Source organism: Streptomyces sp. NPDC047982, assembly GCF_043204165.1.
GTDB lineage: Bacteria > Actinomycetota > Actinomycetes > Streptomycetales > Streptomycetaceae > Streptomyces.
The window spans coordinates 168,077-183,956 of record NZ_JBIDBS010000004.1 but is presented as its reverse complement, the minus strand read 5'-3'; the positions used below and the strand labels follow the sequence as shown (position 1 = coordinate 183,956).

11 protein-coding genes and 3 pseudogenes are annotated in these 15,880 nt (G+C 71.8%); 9 read left to right on the top strand and 5 right to left on the bottom strand.

Going from position 1 to position 15,880, the window contains the following annotated elements:
- Nucleotides 1-35: 35 nt before the first annotated feature.
- Nucleotides 36-848, bottom strand: coding sequence for a class I SAM-dependent methyltransferase (locus ACGF2V_RS06375; RefSeq protein ID WP_362621100.1), 813 nt, complete (start codon nucleotides 846-848; stop codon nucleotides 36-38).
- Between the two features lie 397 nt (nucleotides 849-1,245).
- Here ACGF2V_RS06375 and rpsA point away from each other — a divergent pair, with 397 nt between their 5' ends.
- A complete protein-coding gene (gene rpsA, locus ACGF2V_RS06370; protein ID WP_073788681.1) occupies nucleotides 1,246-2,754 on the top strand; it encodes a 30S ribosomal protein S1 in 1,509 nt (502 codons plus the stop codon).
- Nucleotides 2,755-2,936: 182 nt separating this feature from the next.
- Here the strand turns inward: rpsA and ACGF2V_RS06365 are convergent.
- A pseudogene (locus ACGF2V_RS06365) lies at nucleotides 2,937-3,295 on the bottom strand (sheath polysaccharide-degrading enzyme); the annotation flags it as partial.
- A gap of 114 nt (nucleotides 3,296-3,409) precedes the next feature.
- Between ACGF2V_RS06365 and ACGF2V_RS06360 the strand changes: the two are divergent.
- A complete protein-coding gene (locus tag ACGF2V_RS06360; protein ID WP_362621097.1) occupies nucleotides 3,410-4,348 on the top strand; it encodes a PAC2 family protein in 939 nt (312 codons plus the stop codon).
- Between the two features lie 279 nt (nucleotides 4,349-4,627).
- Entirely contained in the window at nucleotides 4,628-5,233 is a 606-nt protein-coding gene (gene coaE, locus ACGF2V_RS06355) for a dephospho-CoA kinase (protein ID WP_362621095.1), read from the top strand.
- Nucleotides 5,234-5,385: 152 nt separating this feature from the next.
- Here coaE and ACGF2V_RS06350 read toward each other — a convergent pair whose 3' ends face one another.
- Nucleotides 5,386-5,664 carry a DUF6343 family protein gene (locus ACGF2V_RS06350; RefSeq protein WP_362621093.1) on the bottom strand — a complete coding sequence of 93 codons (279 nt, stop codon included), beginning with the start codon at nucleotides 5,662-5,664 and terminating at the stop codon, nucleotides 5,386-5,388.
- 94 nt (nucleotides 5,665-5,758) lie between these two features.
- Here ACGF2V_RS06350 and ACGF2V_RS06345 point away from each other — a divergent pair, with 94 nt between their 5' ends.
- Nucleotides 5,759-6,877 carry an ADP-ribosylglycohydrolase family protein gene (locus ACGF2V_RS06345; protein WP_362621091.1) on the top strand — a complete coding sequence of 373 codons (1,119 nt, stop codon included), beginning with the start codon at nucleotides 5,759-5,761 and terminating at the stop codon, nucleotides 6,875-6,877.
- Between the two features lie 94 nt (nucleotides 6,878-6,971).
- On the opposite strand, the pseudogene ACGF2V_RS06340 reads toward ACGF2V_RS06345, so the two are convergent.
- Nucleotides 6,972-7,304, bottom strand: a pseudogene (locus ACGF2V_RS06340) (tyrosine-protein phosphatase); the annotation flags it as partial.
- A 92-nt stretch (nucleotides 7,305-7,396) separates the two neighbouring features.
- Here ACGF2V_RS06340 and ACGF2V_RS06335 point away from each other — a divergent pair.
- A pseudogene (locus ACGF2V_RS06335) lies at nucleotides 7,397-7,966 on the top strand (PucR family transcriptional regulator); the annotation flags it as partial.
- A 108-nt stretch (nucleotides 7,967-8,074) separates the two neighbouring features.
- Here ACGF2V_RS06335 and ACGF2V_RS06330 read toward each other — a convergent pair.
- Nucleotides 8,075-8,422, bottom strand: a complete 348-nt coding sequence (locus ACGF2V_RS06330) for a hypothetical protein (RefSeq protein WP_362703820.1) — start codon at nucleotides 8,420-8,422, stop codon at nucleotides 8,075-8,077.
- Nucleotides 8,423-8,837: 415 nt separating this feature from the next.
- Between ACGF2V_RS06330 and ACGF2V_RS06325 the strand changes: the two genes are divergently transcribed.
- The 4 genes from ACGF2V_RS06325 (at nucleotide 8,838) to ACGF2V_RS06310 (ending at nucleotide 15,856) form a co-directional block, all read left to right on the top strand.
- Complete coding sequence (locus ACGF2V_RS06325; RefSeq protein ID WP_362621087.1) at nucleotides 8,838-9,875, top strand: slipin family protein; 1,038 nt, start codon at nucleotides 8,838-8,840, stop codon at nucleotides 9,873-9,875.
- Between the two features lie 191 nt (nucleotides 9,876-10,066).
- Nucleotides 10,067-13,216, top strand: coding sequence for a DEAD/DEAH box helicase (locus ACGF2V_RS06320; RefSeq protein WP_362703817.1), 3,150 nt, complete (start codon nucleotides 10,067-10,069; stop codon nucleotides 13,214-13,216).
- Nucleotides 13,213-14,808, top strand: a complete 1,596-nt coding sequence (locus ACGF2V_RS06315) for an SWIM zinc finger family protein (RefSeq protein ID WP_362621083.1) — start codon at nucleotides 13,213-13,215, stop codon at nucleotides 14,806-14,808. Before ACGF2V_RS06320 ends, ACGF2V_RS06315 begins: the two co-directional genes overlap by 4 nt.
- 316 nt (nucleotides 14,809-15,124) lie before the next feature.
- Nucleotides 15,125-15,856 (top strand): hypothetical protein, encoded by a 732-nt coding sequence (locus ACGF2V_RS06310; RefSeq protein ID WP_362621081.1) that lies wholly within the window; start codon nucleotides 15,125-15,127, stop codon nucleotides 15,854-15,856.
- The last annotated feature ends 24 nt before the right edge of the window (nucleotides 15,857-15,880 follow it).

Here is a 15,880-nt window from a genome sequence, read left to right as displayed (position 1 = left end):
CCTTGGCGGACGGCGACGTGGTCCCGGACCGGGGCTCAGGCCCGTTCGCAGACGAAGATCGCCGTGCCCGGGATCAGGTTGCCGCGCAGCGGGGACCAGCCGCCCCACTCCTGGTGGTTCCAGGCGGGCCACTCGGGTTCGACCAGGTCGACCAGTCGGAACCCGCCGGCCACCACGTCCCGTACCCGGTCGCCCAGCGTCCGGTGGTGCTCGACGTACACGGCCTCGCCGCGCTCGTCCTGCTCCACGTAGGGCGTGCGGTCGAAGTAGGAGGACGCGACCGACAGTCCCTCGGGCCCCGGCTCGTCCGGGAACGCCCAGCGCACCGGATGCGTCACCGAGAACACCCAGCGCCCGCCGGGCCGCAGCACCCGGTGCACCTCGCGGAACACCCGCACGGGGTCGGCGACGAACGGCACCGCGCCATAGGCCGAGCACGCCAGGTCGAACGCGCCGTCACGGAACGGCAGCACCCCGGCGTCGGCCTCCACCAGCGGCACCTCGCCGCCGATCCGCAGCGCGTGCTGCAACTGCCGGTGCGACAGGTCCAGAGCGACGGGGCGGGCCCCCTGCGCGGCCAGCCAGCGCGAGCACTGCGCGGCGCCGGCGCCGATCTCCAGGACGTCGAGTCCCTTCAGCGAGCCGGCCGGACCCAGCAGACCGGCCTCGGCCTCGTCGAGCCCCTCGGGGCCCCAGACGAAGCGGTCGTCGCCGAGGAACGCGCCGTGGTCGGTCTGGTAGTCGTCGGCGTTCCGGTCCCACCAGCCGCGACTGGCCCGGCTGCTCTCGGTCTCCGAGGCGGCGCGGCGGGTCGCCTCCGGCTCGGGCAGGTGCATCTCTTGGCTCATCGTGTCCGTCGTTGTAGTTTGCCTTCACCCTGTCGCACGCGAGAGGTACGCAGGGGCCGTCCGGCAACGGCCCCCGCACCGAGGGAGCGTGCCCTGCGGCGACGCGGCCTCGCGGAACACGAAATGTGCCGGAATTGGGCCGATGCGTCGCGGGTGTGCGCCTTCGTGCATTGACCGTGCCCGGCTGCCCCCGTATGCTACAAGTTGCGCTGCGAGCCTGCGCGCCTCAGACCTAGCAGGTCGCGCTCGCATCTGTTGTATGTCCCCTCGGTTCACGAGGCGCCTCCCGTACGGCGGGTCCGGTGCTTCCCGGGCTGTCCGGCTTCTGCAGAGGCGATACGGGCTTCCGGCGTAGCAGTACCTACGACTTACTGTCCGTACCGGAGCCCTTTCCCACATGACGAGCAGCACCGAGACCACCGCCACCACCCCGCAGGTAGCGGTCAACGACATCGGTAACGAGGAAGCCTTCCTCGCCGCGATCGACGAGACGATCAAGTACTTCAACGACGGCGACATCGTCGACGGCGTCATCGTGAAGGTCGACCGGGACGAGGTCCTGCTCGACATCGGTTACAAGACCGAAGGCGTCATCCCCTCCCGCGAGCTCTCGATCAAGCACGACGTCGACCCCAACGAGGTCGTCAAGGTCGGTGACGAGATCGAGGCCCTGGTTCTCCAGAAGGAGGACAAGGAAGGTCGCCTCATCCTGTCCAAGAAGCGCGCTCAGTACGAGCGTGCCTGGGGCACGATCGAGAAGATCAAGGAAGAGGACGGCATCGTCACCGGTACCGTCATCGAGGTCGTCAAGGGTGGTCTCATCCTCGACATCGGCCTCCGCGGCTTCCTGCCGGCCTCCCTCGTCGAGATGCGTCGTGTCCGTGACCTCCAGCCCTACGTGGGCAAGGAGCTCGAGGCCAAGATCATCGAGCTGGACAAGAACCGCAACAACGTGGTCCTGTCCCGCCGTGCCTGGCTGGAGCAGACCCAGAGCGAGGTCCGCCAGACGTTCCTCACGACCCTGCAGAAGGGTCAGGTCCGCTCCGGCGTCGTCTCCTCGATCGTCAACTTCGGTGCGTTCGTGGACCTCGGCGGCGTCGACGGTCTCGTGCACGTCTCCGAGCTGTCCTGGAAGCACATCGACCACCCCTCCGAGGTCGTCGAGGTCGGCCAGGAGGTCACGGTCGAGGTCCTCGACGTCGACATGGACCGCGAGCGCGTCTCCCTGTCGCTCAAGGCGACGCAGGAGGACCCGTGGCAGCAGTTCGCCCGTACGCACCAGATCGGGCAGGTCGTTCCCGGTAAGGTCACCAAGCTCGTTCCGTTCGGTGCGTTCGTGCGCGTCGACGAGGGCATCGAGGGCCTGGTCCACATCTCCGAGCTGGCCGAGCGCCACGTCGAGATCCCGGAGCAGGTCGTCCAGGTCAACGACGAGATCTTCGTCAAGGTCATCGACATCGACCTGGAGCGCCGCCGCATCAGCCTCTCGCTGAAGCAGGCCAACGAGTCCTTCGGTGCCGACCCGGCGTCGGTCGAGTTCGACCCGACCCTGTACGGCATGGCCGCGTCCTACGACGACCAGGGCAACTACATCTACCCCGAGGGCTTCGACCCCGAGACCAACGACTGGCTCGAGGGCTACGAGGCTCAGCGCGAGGCGTGGGAGACGCAGTACGCCGAGGCGCAGCAGCGCTTCGAGCAGCACCAGGCCCAGGTCATCAAGTCCCGCGAGGCCGACGAGGCCGCCGCTGCCGAGGGCGCTGCCGCCCCGGCCGGTGGTGCCCCGGCCGCCTCCGGCGGCAGCGGTGGCTCGTACTCCTCGGAGTCGGCGGACAACTCCGGCGCCCTGGCGTCGGACGAGGCCCTGGCCGCTCTGCGCGAGAAGCTGGCGGGTGGCCAGAGCTGACGCTCTGCGCCTTCGCCCCTCCGGTCGGTGAATGACCGGGACGGCTGACGGTGAGGCCCGTTCCCTTCGGGGGACGGGCCTCACGTGTGTTCAGGGGCGGAGTCGCGCGTCTGTTTCCAGGGCGGGTCCGCGCGGGCGGTTCATTTCCGCAGAGGTGGCTCGTGGGGGCGCTTCTACGGGGTGACGGTGATGCCCCGGACGGTCGAGTAGGACGCGCCGTTGAGGTGCAGCCCGTAGCCGCCACCGGCGGTGAGGACCCCCTTGGCCGAGCCGGTGAGGGTGATCCGGGCGGAGGCGGTGCCGGGGATGGTCGCCTTGAAGTTGCCCTTGTACGTGCCGTCGGCTAGGCGGATCGTGTCGCCGGGGGCGGCGGCGGTGAGAGCGGACGTGAGCTGGGCGGCGGTGCTCACGTCGATGACCGCGGCCGTGCCGGCCGTGTCCGCTCGGCGGGGGCGACGGCCGCGGTGGCGGGGGTGAGGGAGAGGCCGCCGGTGGTGAGTGCGCAGGCCAGCAGGGCGGGGAGCAGGACGCGGGTGCGCATGGGGGGTGCCTTCCCGTCGGAGGGTCCCTGAACCGACGCGCGAGGGACGCGGTCCGGGAATGCCCATGTCCCGTCGGATGTTCTTGCCGGGGAACACGAGGAGGAGCGGTAACCGTGCCTGATCCGCAGAGTTTGTACGAATGGGAGCCGAAGGGGCTGGCCGTCGTCGACATGGCGCTCGCCCAGGAATCGGCCGGTCTGGTCATGCTCTACCACTTCGACGGGTACATCGACGCGGGTGAGACCGGCGAGCAGATCGTCGACGGCCTGCTCGCAACGCTGCCGCACCAGGTCGTCGCCCGCTTCGACCACGACCGGCTCGTCGACTACCGCGCGCGTCGGCCGCTGCTGACCTTCCGGCGCGATCGGTGGGCGGGCTACGAGGCCCCGGTGCTGGAGGTCCGCGTCGTGCAGGACGCCACCGGGGCGCCGTTCCTGCTGCTCTCCGGGCCCGAGCCCGACGCGGAGTGGGAGCGCTTCGCCGCTGCCGTCGAGCAGATCGTCGAGCGCCTCGGCGTCCGCCTCGCGGTCAACTTCCACGGGATTCCGATGGGCGTCCCGCACACCCGCCCCGTCGGCATCACCCCGCACGGGAACCGCACGGACCTGATGCCCGGCCATCGCAGCCCGTTCGACGAGGCGCAGGTCCCGGGCTCGGCCGAAGCGCTGGTGGAGTACCGGCTGATGGAGGCCGGGCACGACGTCCTCGGCGTCGCGGCCCATGTGCCGCACTACGTGGCCCGCTCCGCCTACCCGGACGCGGCGCTCACCGCCCTGGAGTCGATCACGGCCGCGACGGGGCTGGTCCTGCCGTCCGTCGCCCATGCCCTGCGCACGGAGGCGCACCGCACCCAGACCGAGATCGAGCGGCAGATCGGCCAGGGGGACGAAGAACTCGTCTCGCTCGTCGAGGGCCTTGAGCACCAGTACGACGCGGTCGCGGGTGCCGAGACCCGGGGCAACCTGGTCGCCGAGCCGGTCGAGCTTCCCTCCGCCGACGAGATCGGCCGCGAATTCGAGCGCTTCCTCGCGGAGCGTGAAGGGGATGCCTGACCGTTCGCCCAGGACCGCCCCCATAGGGGCGCCAGCCGGGGCACTGCGACTGGGGCGCCCTAGTTGTAGTGCCCCTCCCGGCAACGTTTGCCCGTCGCGCCGCCCGGCACCTCCCCGAGCTCTCGGCTTCGTTCGAGCAGGGGAGACCCCCTTGCTCGCGGCGTTGGCCAAAAGCCCCCGTAGGCCGCTACCAGGGCTTCCGGCCGCCTTGCGATCGCACGCACCGGACGACGCCCCTTCGGGGCAAACATCGCCGGTCATGGCACTAGGCTGCCCGGCATGCTGAAAGTGGGCCTGACCGGCGGGATCGGCGCCGGCAAGAGTGAAGTGTCGCGGCTGCTCGTCGGCTACGGGGCGGTACTGATCGACGCGGACCGGATCGCGCGCGAGGTCGTCGAGCCGGGGACTCCCGGCCTCGCGGCCGTCGTCGACGCGTTCGGCGCGCACGTGCTGACCGCCGAGGGCGCCCTCGACCGCCCGAAGCTCGGCTCGATCGTGTTCTCCGACGCCGACCGGCTCGCCACGCTCAATGCGATCGTCCACCCGCTGGTCGGCGCCCGTTCCGCCGAGCTGGAACGGGCGGCGGGCCCCGACGCGATCGTCGTCCACGACGTCCCTCTCCTCACCGAGAACGGCCTCGCCCCGCTCTACGACATGGTCGTCGTCGTGGACGCCGGTCCCCAGACCCAGCTCGACCGGCTCGTACGGCTGCGCGGGATGAGCGAGTCCGAGGCCCGCGCCCGGATGTCCGCGCAGGCCACCCGGGAGCAGCGGCGTGCCGTGGCCGACCTGGTCATCGACAACGACGGACCGTTGGCGGAACTGGAACCGCAGGTCCGTGCGGTGTGGGCCGAGCTGACCCGGCGGGCCGCGGCCAAGGGCTGAGACCGGCGGCCCGTACCCCGCCGCACGCCGGGCCCCGGTCTTCCGCGCCCAGGCCCCGCGGGTGTCCGTGTCCCCGGTGCCCCGGCGCGGGTGCGGTCTCCCGGAGCGTAGGGCGGCGGGCGAGGACGCCCGCCGTCCTGCGGCCGGCCGGGTCAGTGGCCGTACCGCCCCCGTCCGCCGTGGTCGGGTTCGTACGGAGGGATGTTCCGGCCCGGCTGGTAGTGCGGGCCCTGGTGGATGTGGTGGATGATCACCGCGATGTCCGCGAGGACCAGCAGAAGCAGCAGGCCGCAGGCGGCGGCCCAGGCCGGACGGTCGGCCAGCGTGAAGGCGGTCAGGCCGAAGACGGTCCAGGCCAGCCCCCATAGACTCAGGCACAGCCGCAGTCGCAGAGGACTACGGGCAGTCGTCGGTTCATTGCCGGTACGCATGGTGATCACCTCTCTTACCAGGATGGACCCGCGACGGTTGCTTTGGGGACATGTCGACACCGACAGGGTCGGCACCGAGTCGAGGGGATCGTGCGTGAACGGCGCATCATGGGGGGACCGCGCGGGTCGCAGGGCGCGGGTACGGGGCTGTCTGCTGGGCGGGGCGATCGGGGACGCGCTGGGAAACCCGGTGGAGTTCCTCTCCCTCGCCGGTATCCGGCGCGCGCACGGTGAGCACGGGGTGCGGGGGCTCCTCGCGGACGAGGAGGGCGTCGTCGGCCGGGTCACGGACGACACCCAGATGACCCTGTTCACGGCCGAGGGGCTGATCAGGGCCCATGGCCGGGCGACGGCGAAGGGCATCGGGGGTGCCGAGACCGCGATCGTGCGAAACGCCTATCTGCGCTGGCTGGACACCCAGAACCATCCCGCCCCGCCGACCGGGGGCGGCGACGACCCGGTGCGGACCGGACGGCTCAGGCTGGAGCCGTGGCTGTACGCGCGCCGGGCCCCGGGCAATGCCTGCCTGACCGGTCTCGCCACCGGCCATGTGCCGGAGCCGATGGGGCGGCTCGGCGGGTCGGGCCCCGTGAACACCGGGTCCAAGGGGTGCGGCACCGTGATGCGGTCGGCCCCGTTCGGCCTGGTGGCGGCGGACGCCGAGGCGGGGTTCCGGCTCGCCTACTGGTGCGCGCAGATCACTCACGGCCATCCGACCGGCGGGTACGCGGCCGGGGCGCTCGCCGCGATCGTCACCCACCTCCTGGAGGGCGACTCGATGGCGGGCGCGGTGCTGCGGGCCATGGAACTGCTGGGCCGCCATCCGGGGCACGAGGAGACCACGGGGGCGCTGCGCGCGGCCGTGGACCTGGCCGCCGAGGGGCGGCCGACGGCCGAGAAGGTGGAGACCCTGGGAGCGGGCTGGGTCGCGGAGGAGGCCCTGGCCATCGCCGTGTACTGCGCCCTGGTGCTGCCGGGCGCCGAACAGGTGGCGCAGGCGCTGCTGCTCTCGGTCAACCACTCCGGCGACAGCGACTCCACCGGGGCGGTGTGCGGCAATCTGCTCGGCGCCCGCCACGGCGACGTGCATCTTCCGCCGTCCTGGCTGGTGGCGACGGAGGGGCGGACGGTGATCGGCGAACTGGCCGACGACCTGTGCCTGGAGTTCGAGCACGCGGTCGTGTGGCCCGCCGACCGCTATCCGATGTGCTGACGACCTCGTCCGTCGTTCGCCGCACACGCCCTGCCGGAGTCGGCGTGTGCGGCGTTCGGGAACGTCCTTTCGTCCGACGGCCGATGACGGTTGCTCAGTTGCTCAGCAGCTTGGCGCGCAGCGCGGCCACCGTCGCGTCGTCGATCTTCAGCCCTTCCCGTACGTAGGTGTCGAAGTCGCCGTAAAGGTCGTCCACCTGGGCGAAGGCCGCGCGCAGCCAGCCGAGTTCGACGGCCTTCGGGTTGCCGGTGTACTGGTTGCTGGCGAGGAAGTCCGCCTCGACGGTGCCGCGCGGGACGCCGAGCAGGGTGAGCAGGACGGCCGTGCCCCAGCCGGTGCGGTCCTTGCCCGCACTGCAGTGGAAGACGGTCGCGCCGGAGCCGTTCGTGGCGACGGCGGTGAGCAGGTCGTGGAACGCGTAGTCGGCGCTTTTCCTTGCACGGAGTGGCGTTCGGGTCGAGGGTGGTGCACTTCTGCGCGATGCCGACGAGCTCGGTGTCGTTGCCGCCGATGGTCAGTCGCCGGATCCGTACGGTCCTCGACCGCTTCGCCGGTACACCGGTGCTCACCGCCCTCGACGCGTCCGGCGGCACGGTGCTGCTGCCCGTCGCGGAGCCGCCGCAATGGCACGGTCCGGGCGGACTGTGCGCGCTGATCGACGAGACGGCCCGTGCGGCGGGGGTCCCCGTCACGGCCGCCGCGGAGACCGTGGAACCGGGGGCCGTTCCGGCCGCCGTGGCCCGTAACGCGGAGATCGTCGACCTGGTCGTCCGCACCGGCCGACCGTCCGGCCTGTACCGGCTCGCCGATGTCCTGCTGGAGTACCAGCTCAGCCGGCCCAGCGAAGCGCTGCCCGGACTGGCACGGCTGCTGGGACCGCTGGAGACCAAGCCCGAACTGCTGCACACCTTGGAGACATATCTCGAACTCGGGCTGGACCGGCGGACCACTGCGGCCGCCCTGCACATCCATCCCAACACCGTCGACTACCGCATCCGCCGCATCGACCGCCTGACCGGCCTCTCCCCGTCGCGCCCGGCCGACCTCCAGCACATCAGCGCGGCGTTGGTGGCACGCCGCTCGGTCTGACGGAACGCCGGAAGGGGGGCGAGGGGAGCAAGGGGACCGAAGTGAAGGGGGCGGAGTAAAGGGCGGGGCGAGAGGGGGAACCGACGGAGGCGAAGCATGCGGCGCGGATCAGTGAATCGTACGGAAGCTGCGCCACGGAAGCGCGCCGCTGCCGTTGACGTCGGTGAACGTGGTCGCGAGGTAGGTCGCGCCCGGCCCGGTGCAGTCGGGTGTGCGGTACAGGACGATGTCGACGAGGGTGCCATTGGTCACCGCTTTGGCACCCGCGGGGTCGAGTCGGTGGCACCCCCTCACCGGCGGGCTCTGCAACGTGACCTCGGCATCCCGTTCGGTCGTGTACGTGACCGGTCCGACCGCGGTCCGGCCGAGACCGGAGCAGCCCGTGATGATGAGCGCCAGGAGCGCGGTCACGGCTGCGATGCCGGGATGGCGGCGTCGCTGATCGATCGCAGGCATGGGCGGAACCTCGTCTGTCTCGTCCGGTCATTCGTCGGCACCATCGGATTCGTCGGCACCATCGGATCCGTCGGCACCATCGGATCCGTCGGCACCATCGGATCCGTCGGTACCGGCGCGTGCCGATGCTGGCCACCCTGCCCGTCCCGCTGCTCCCCGGCATCCGGTGTGCGGCCGGGCGGGCGAAGGGTCCCCGTTCACCGGCTCCCGTGCACCCGGCTCCGCGTACCGACCCTTTCGGCGCCCGGTTCCGCGTACCGACCCCGTCGCGCCGCTCCGGTCGTCAGGGTGCCGCGTCGTAGGGATGCCACGCCGTGCGGACGCCCCGTCGTGGGTGCCGCCGCACCACACCTTCATATCGGTGGATATTGGGCATACCGTGGTATCAGGTGTTCCGGCTGTCAGGGGGCCCGTCATGGTCCAGGATCTCGTGATCGCGGTAGTGGTGGCGGCCTCGGCAGGTTTGCTGTACCTGGCCGCGGCTGCCAAGGTCGTCAAACAGTACGAGCGGGGCGTCGTTCTGAGGCTCGGCAGGCTGCGTGACGATGTGCGCGGGCCCGGATTCACCATGGTGGTCCCCGGTATCGACCGGCTGCGCAAGGTCAACATGCAGATCGTGACGATGCCGGTGCCGGCGCAGGACGGCATCACGCGGGACAACGTGACGGTGCGGGTGGACGCCGTCATCTACTTCAAGGTGGTCGACGCGGCGAGCGCGTTGATCCAGGTGGAGGACTACCGGTTCGCGGTGTCGCAGATGGCACAGACCTCGCTGCGGTCGATCATCGGCAAGAGCGATCTGGACGATCTGCTGTCCAACCGCGAGAAGCTGAACCAGGGCCTCGAATTGATGATCGACAGCCCGGCGGTCGGGTGGGGCGTGCAGATCGACCGGGTGGAGATCAAGGACGTCTCGCTTCCGGAGACGATGAAGCGCTCCATGGCGCGTCAGGCCGAGGCCGACCGTGAGCGTCGCGCCCGTGTGATCAACGCGGACGCCGAGCTCCAGGCGTCGAAGAAGCTCGCCGAGGCGGCGAGCGCGATGTCCTCCCAGCCCGCGGCTCTGCAGCTGCGACTGCTGCAGACGGTGGTGGCCGTCGCCGCCGAGAAGAACTCCACGCTGGTGCTGCCGTTCCCGGTGGAGCTGCTCCGCTTCCTGGAGCGAGCGCACCAGTCCGCACCCGACGGGGCGCCCGCGGCGCAGCAGGCCCCTCGTCCCGCCCAGCCCTCCGCGTCTCCCGCGCAGGCGCCGCGCCCCTCGCCGTCGCAGCGCACCGCGCAGGCGCAGACCCAGCGCACCGCGCAGACGCAGCAGGCGCACCCGAGGCCGCGCCCGCCGCAGCGCTCGCCGGCTCCTGCGCCTCCGGCGCCCGATTCCTCCGCGCAGAAGCCCCCGGCCGCGCCCGCCGAGCCCGCGCGGTCCCCTCGTCCCAAGCCGCTCGCCCCGCACTGATCCGAGTCCTTCGCTCTCCTCGACAGCGCCGCGCCCGGCGCTGTCGAGGAGAAATGGGTCGCATACCGCCTCCCCGCTGCGGGAACGCCATCGCGAAGCCGATTGTCATACCCCCCGCCTAGACTCGCAGGAGTCATGAGCATCAGGCGATCGGGACGACCGGAGCGGTAGAGCGGCAGGGGAGGGGACCGATGATCACGGCGCAACACCAGCCGCAGGCCGACGTCTCCGCCATCCGTCTCATCGGGTGCGCGGCCGTCTTCCTGCCCGCGCCGTTGCCGAGGGACGGACGCGTCGCCTTCTGGGATCCCGACGGCGGCGCGCTCCCGCTCACGGCCGCCGGGAACGCGGGCTCGGCCGACGGACCCGCGGACGCCCGCGCACACGGTGTCACCACCGCGGAGATCACTGTCGTCCGCAGACACGGACAGCGGGGCGGAGCGCGTCGGAGCGCCGTGCCGGCCGTCCTGCTGCCCGTGACCGACGCGCTGCCCCTGCTCGTGCGCGCCCGGCATCACGGGTGCGCGCATCCCGCCACCCGCTGCTGGGGAGCCGCCGCGCTCCAGGCGCTCAACCTGGTGGCGCGCGGCAGGCTGCTCCCCGGCCTGACGAGTGACGACCTCGACGCCTGGCGGGCCGGTCCGCGCGATGCCGAGGACATCGCACATCTGCGGGCGATCGCCGCCGCCATGCCGCCGGAGGGGTACGCGGTCCCGGTCCCGGACCGTGCGCCGCTCCGGCTGCCCGACCCGGAATGGCTGCTCGGCGCGTTCCTCGACGCCGTGGCCGACACCCTGCCCCGCACGCCCGCCGCCGCGTACGCGATGGGCGCGCCCTTCGCGGCCCGAGAAGCCCAGCACCTGCCAGGAGCCCGCGCCTGGGCCGTGGACGTCGCCGCCGGACTCGACGCGGGCGTACGTGTCTCGCTGCGCCTCGACCTGTCGGCGTACGAACTCTTCGACACGGCCGACGCGTACGAGACGACCAGCGCGGCCGGGAGGATCAGCGCGGCCGGGAGGATCAGCGGCACCGGGACGATCAATGTGGCCGACACGTCCGGCGCTCCGGAAACGGTGGGCGCGCATGAAACAGCCGACATGCACGCAACGGCCGACCCTCACGTCCCGGACGGTCCGCACGCCGACGACGCCTCTGACACAGCGGCGGGGGCCCGGACCGGTGCCGGTCGGCGCGGTGCCGCACGCCCCACCGGAACACGCCCCACCGGAACACGCCACGCAGCCGCGGCGATCACCCAGGTGCACAGCCTGGCCGACCCGACCTACGTCGTCGACGCCGGCACGCTGTGGCACGGCGGGGCGGGGGAGCCGTTCGGCCCGCGGGCCAGGATCGACGCCGTGCTCGCGCTGCGCCGGGCCGCTCGTGTCTGGTCACCGCTGGAGCGGCTGCTGGATCAGCCGGTGCCCGATGTGCTGGCGCTCGACGAGGACGAGCTGTACGAGTTGCTGGGCGACGCCGGGCCCCGACTGGCCGCGGCCGGGGTGGGTGTCCACTGGCCGAGGGAGCTCGTCCGTTCCCTGACCGCCACCGCCGTCGTGCGGCCCGCCCCGGGCTCGGCCACCGACGGCACATCGTTCTTCGAGGCCGAGCAACTCTTCTCCTTCAACTGGCAGTTGGCCCTGGGTGGCGAGCAGCTCACCGAGCAGGAGATGGACGTTCTCGCGGAGGCGCACCGGCCCGTGGTCCGCCTGCGCGACCAGTGGGTCGTGGTCGACCCCGCGCTCGTCCGCAAGGCACGCAAGCGGGAGCTCGGCCTGCTCGATCCGGTCGACGCCCTCTCCGTGGCACTCACCGGCAGCGCCGAGGTCGACGGCGAACAGGTCGAAGCGGTGCCCGTCGGGGCCCTGGCCGCACTCCGCGCCCGCATCACCGCGGACACCACCGTCATCGCCCCGCCGCCCGGCCTCGACGCCGTACTCCGCGACTACCAACTCCACGGTCTCGCCTGGCTGGACCGGATGACCTCACTCGGTCTCGGTGCCTGTCTCGCCGACGACATGGGGCTGGGCAAGACGATCACTCTCATCGCGCTCCATCTGCGCCGTGCCCACCCCGCGCCCACCCTCGTCGTCTGCCCCGCCTCCCTCCTGGGCAACTGGCACCGGGAGATCAACCGCTTCGCTCCCGGCGTCCCCGTCCGCCGCTTCCACGGCGCCGACCGCACACTCGCCGAGCCCGACGGCGGCTTCGTCCTCACCACGTACGGCACGATGCGTTCCAGCGCGGCGCGACTGGCCGACCACAGTTGGGGCATGATCGTCGCCGACGAGGCCCAGCACGTGAAGAATCCGCACTCCTCCACGGCGAAGGCGCTGCGTACCATCCCGGCCCCGGCCAGGGTCGCCCTCACCGGTACCCCCGTCGAGAACAACCTCTCCGAGCTGTGGGCCCTGCTCGACTGGACCACGCCCGGCCTGCTGGGCCCCCTCAAGGGCTTCCGGGCGCGCCACGCCCGTGCCGTCGAGAGCGCCGGGACGGCCGCCGGGCCCGCCGACGACGAGGCGGTCGAACGGCTCTCCCGCCTGGTCCGGCCGTTCCTCCTGCGCCGCAGGAAGTGCGACCCCGGCATTGCGCCCGAGCTGCCGTCCAAGACGGAGACCGACCACCCCGTCTTCCTCACCCGGGAGCAGGCGACGCTCTACGAGGCCGCGGTCCGCGAGACGATGGGGGCCATCGAGGCGTCGGAGGGCATCGCCCGGCGCGGCCTGATCATGAAGCTGCTGACCTCGCTCAAGCAGATCTGCAACCACCCGGCGCAGTATCTGCAGGAGGAGCCGACCCGCCTCGTCGGCCGGTCGGGAAAGCTCGCCCTGCTCGACGAGCTGCTCGACACCATCCTCGCCGAGGACGGATCCGTTCTCGTCTTCACCCAGTACGTGACGATGGCCCGGCTTCTTGCCGCCCACCTCACCGCGCGGGCCGTCCCCTCCCAGCTCCTGCACGGCGGTACGCCGGTGGCCGAGCGCGAACGGCTGGTGGACCGTTTCCAGTCGGGCGAGGTCCCGGTCTTCCTGCTCTCCCTGAAAGCGGCGGGCACCGGGCTGAACCTCACCCGGGCCGCCCACGTCGTCCACTACGACCGCTGGTGGAATCCCGCCGTCGAGGAACAGGCCACGGACCGGGCGTACCGCATCGGCCAGACGCAACCCGTGCAGGTGCACCGGCTGATCGCGGAAGGCACGGTCGAGGACCGGATCGGTGAGCTGCTGAGGGCCAAGAGGGATCTGGCCGACGCCGTCCTCGGCAGCGGCGAGACCGCGCTGACCGAGCTCAGTGACCGCGATCTGGCCGACCTCGTCTCACTCAGGAGGCCGACATGACTCCTCGCCCCGAGGTCCGCCCGCCCTCCGCCGACTCCCGCGCCGGGGTTCGTCGCCTCACCGCTGCCGACCCGCGTGCCGAGGTGCGCCGGCTCGTCGCCGCCGATTCCCGTGCCGACGTCCGTCGGCCCACCGCTGACTCCCGTGCCGAGGTCCACCGCCCCTCCGCCGATTCCCGGGCCGATGTCCGTCGGCCCACCGCCTCCGATTCCCGCCCCGGAGTTCGTCGCCCCACCGGTCCCGGTCCACGCCCCGAGGGCCGCGGGCCGACCGCCCCCGATTCCCGTGCCGAAGCCCGTCGGGGCGTCGGCGGCGACAGCCGTCCCGCCGTGCGCCCGCGTCCCGGCCCGGACGATCTGCGCCGCACCTTCGAGGCCGTGCCGCCCCGCACCTCCCAGGGCGACGAACCCTTCGCGGACAGTTGGTGGGGACGCGCCTGGGTGGACGCCCTGGAATCCCTGTCGATGGACGAGGCGCGGCTCGCCCGCGGCCGTACGTACGCCGACAGCGGCAAGGTCGCCGCGATCACCGTCACCCCCGGCCGGGTCGTCGCCTACGTCCACGGCAGCCGCCCCCGCCCCTACCGCACCGAACTGCGCCTGCGGGCGCTCACCGACCCCGACTGGGACACCTTTCTCGACGCGGTCGCCGCCCGCCCCGGCCACCTGGCGGCACTGCTCGACAAGGAGATGCCGCACTCGCTGGTCGACGCGGCGGCAGAGGCCGGTGTCGCGCTGCTGCCCGCCGCCGACGACCTCGACCCCGACTGCACCTGCCCCGACCGGGGCCGACCCTGCAAGCATGTCTCCGCGCTCTGCTACCAGATGGCCCGGCTTCTGGACACCGACCCGTTCGTCCTCCTGCTGCTGCGCGGCCGGGGCGAACGCGAACTCCTCGAAGAACTGGGCCGCCGCAACGCCGCGCACGAGGCCCGGGAACGCCCCGCTGCCCCCACGACCCCCTCGGTGCCCGCCCGCGAAGCCCTTGCCGACCACCGTCTCCCACCGCTTCCCGCACCACTCCCGCTCCCGCCGCACCCGGGGCAGCCGCCCGCGTACCCCGGCCTGCCCGGTGCCCGGGACCCGCTCGCCCTCGATCACCTCGCCACGGACGCCTCGGCACGCGCGCACACGCTCCTCGCCACCGGCGTCGACCCGCTCGCCCGCCTCACTCCATGGCAGGACGCGGTACGACTGGCCGCGTCCCGTCACACCGCCGGGCTCACCGCGACCACCCGCGCCCTCTACCGGGAACTCGCGTACGCCACCGGCCGTACCCCCACCGATCTGGCCCGAGCCGTCGCGGCCTGGCGCCAGGGCGGTGCCGAGGGGCTGGCCGTCCTCGAAACGCCCTGGGACCCTCCGGCCGGCCCCTTCGACCGGGCCCGTCCCGCGCTCGCGGCGGCCAACTTCCCCCGCTTCCACCCGTGGCGCAACCGCCTCACGCACCCCGACGGCACACTCCAGCTCCGCTTCGGCCACGACGGCCGCTGGTACGGCTACGAGTCCGAACCGGGCGAGGACGACTGGTGGCCCCGCGCCACCCCTGACTCCGACCCCGTCGGCACGCTCACGGCACTCGGCGGAGGCTGAGCGGAGGCTGACACGTGTCCCGAATCCGCCGCGTCCCGCAATCCGCCCCGTGTTGCGGAGCCGCGTCCGGACCCGAGTCCCGGCCCACCAGCCCCGAGGACGAGTCCGGACCCGCGGCCGGCACCCGTCCCCAAGCCGACGGCCCCGAAGCCGAACCGTACCTCTCGACGAGCACGTCGGCGGTCCGATGACACCCCGACGACGCCCCGACGACCCGACGGTGGTCCGACTGCGGCCCAGAGGGAAGGGAATTCATCGAACTGGGGTGCGGGAAACTGATGGCAGTCGTGACCTTGGCGCTGCTAGCTTTCTCGACGTGGCGAAACTCAATCAGATCATCGCAGTGGAGAAGGGCGTCAAGTCCAAGGCACACCAGGACCTGACGGCGGCGCATCACGGCCTTCAGAAAACCGGTCTGCTGGCCGGTATCTCCCGGACCTACCAGCCGAAGGACGAGGAGGGCGAGCAGTTGCCGCCCGAGTCGACCCTGGTGCAGGTCAAGGCCGAGGACGTGCTGAGGCAGACCGCGACGACGCTGACCCGCCTCTTCGATGTGACCGCCACGAAGGACTGGGCGAACTGCACTGCCCGTGCGGATGTGAAGGTCGACGGGCAGGTGCTCGTGAGCGACGTGCCGGTGTCGTATCTGCTCTTCCTGGAGAAGCAGTTGACGGACATCAACACGTTCGTGCGCAAGCTTCCGGTGCTCGACGCCGCCGAGGCGTGGATCCAGGACCCGTCGACGGACTCCTGGAAGACCGAGCCGGTGCGGACGCTCCGTACGAAGAAGGTTCCCCGCAACCACGTGAAGGCGGAGGCGACCGACAAGCACCCGGCGCAGGTCGAGGTGTACTACGAGGACGTTCCGATCGGTTACTGGACGACCGTGAAGTTCTCCGGTGCCCTCCCGGCGCGGCGCGTCAACGAACTGCTGGACCGGGTGGAGAAGCTCCAGCAGGCCGTGAAGTTCGCCCGTGAGGAGGCCAACGGCGTGGATGTCACCGACCAGCGGGTGGGTGATGCGATATTCGGTTACCTCTTCGGGTGACCGGTCATGGACTCCCCGGCCGTC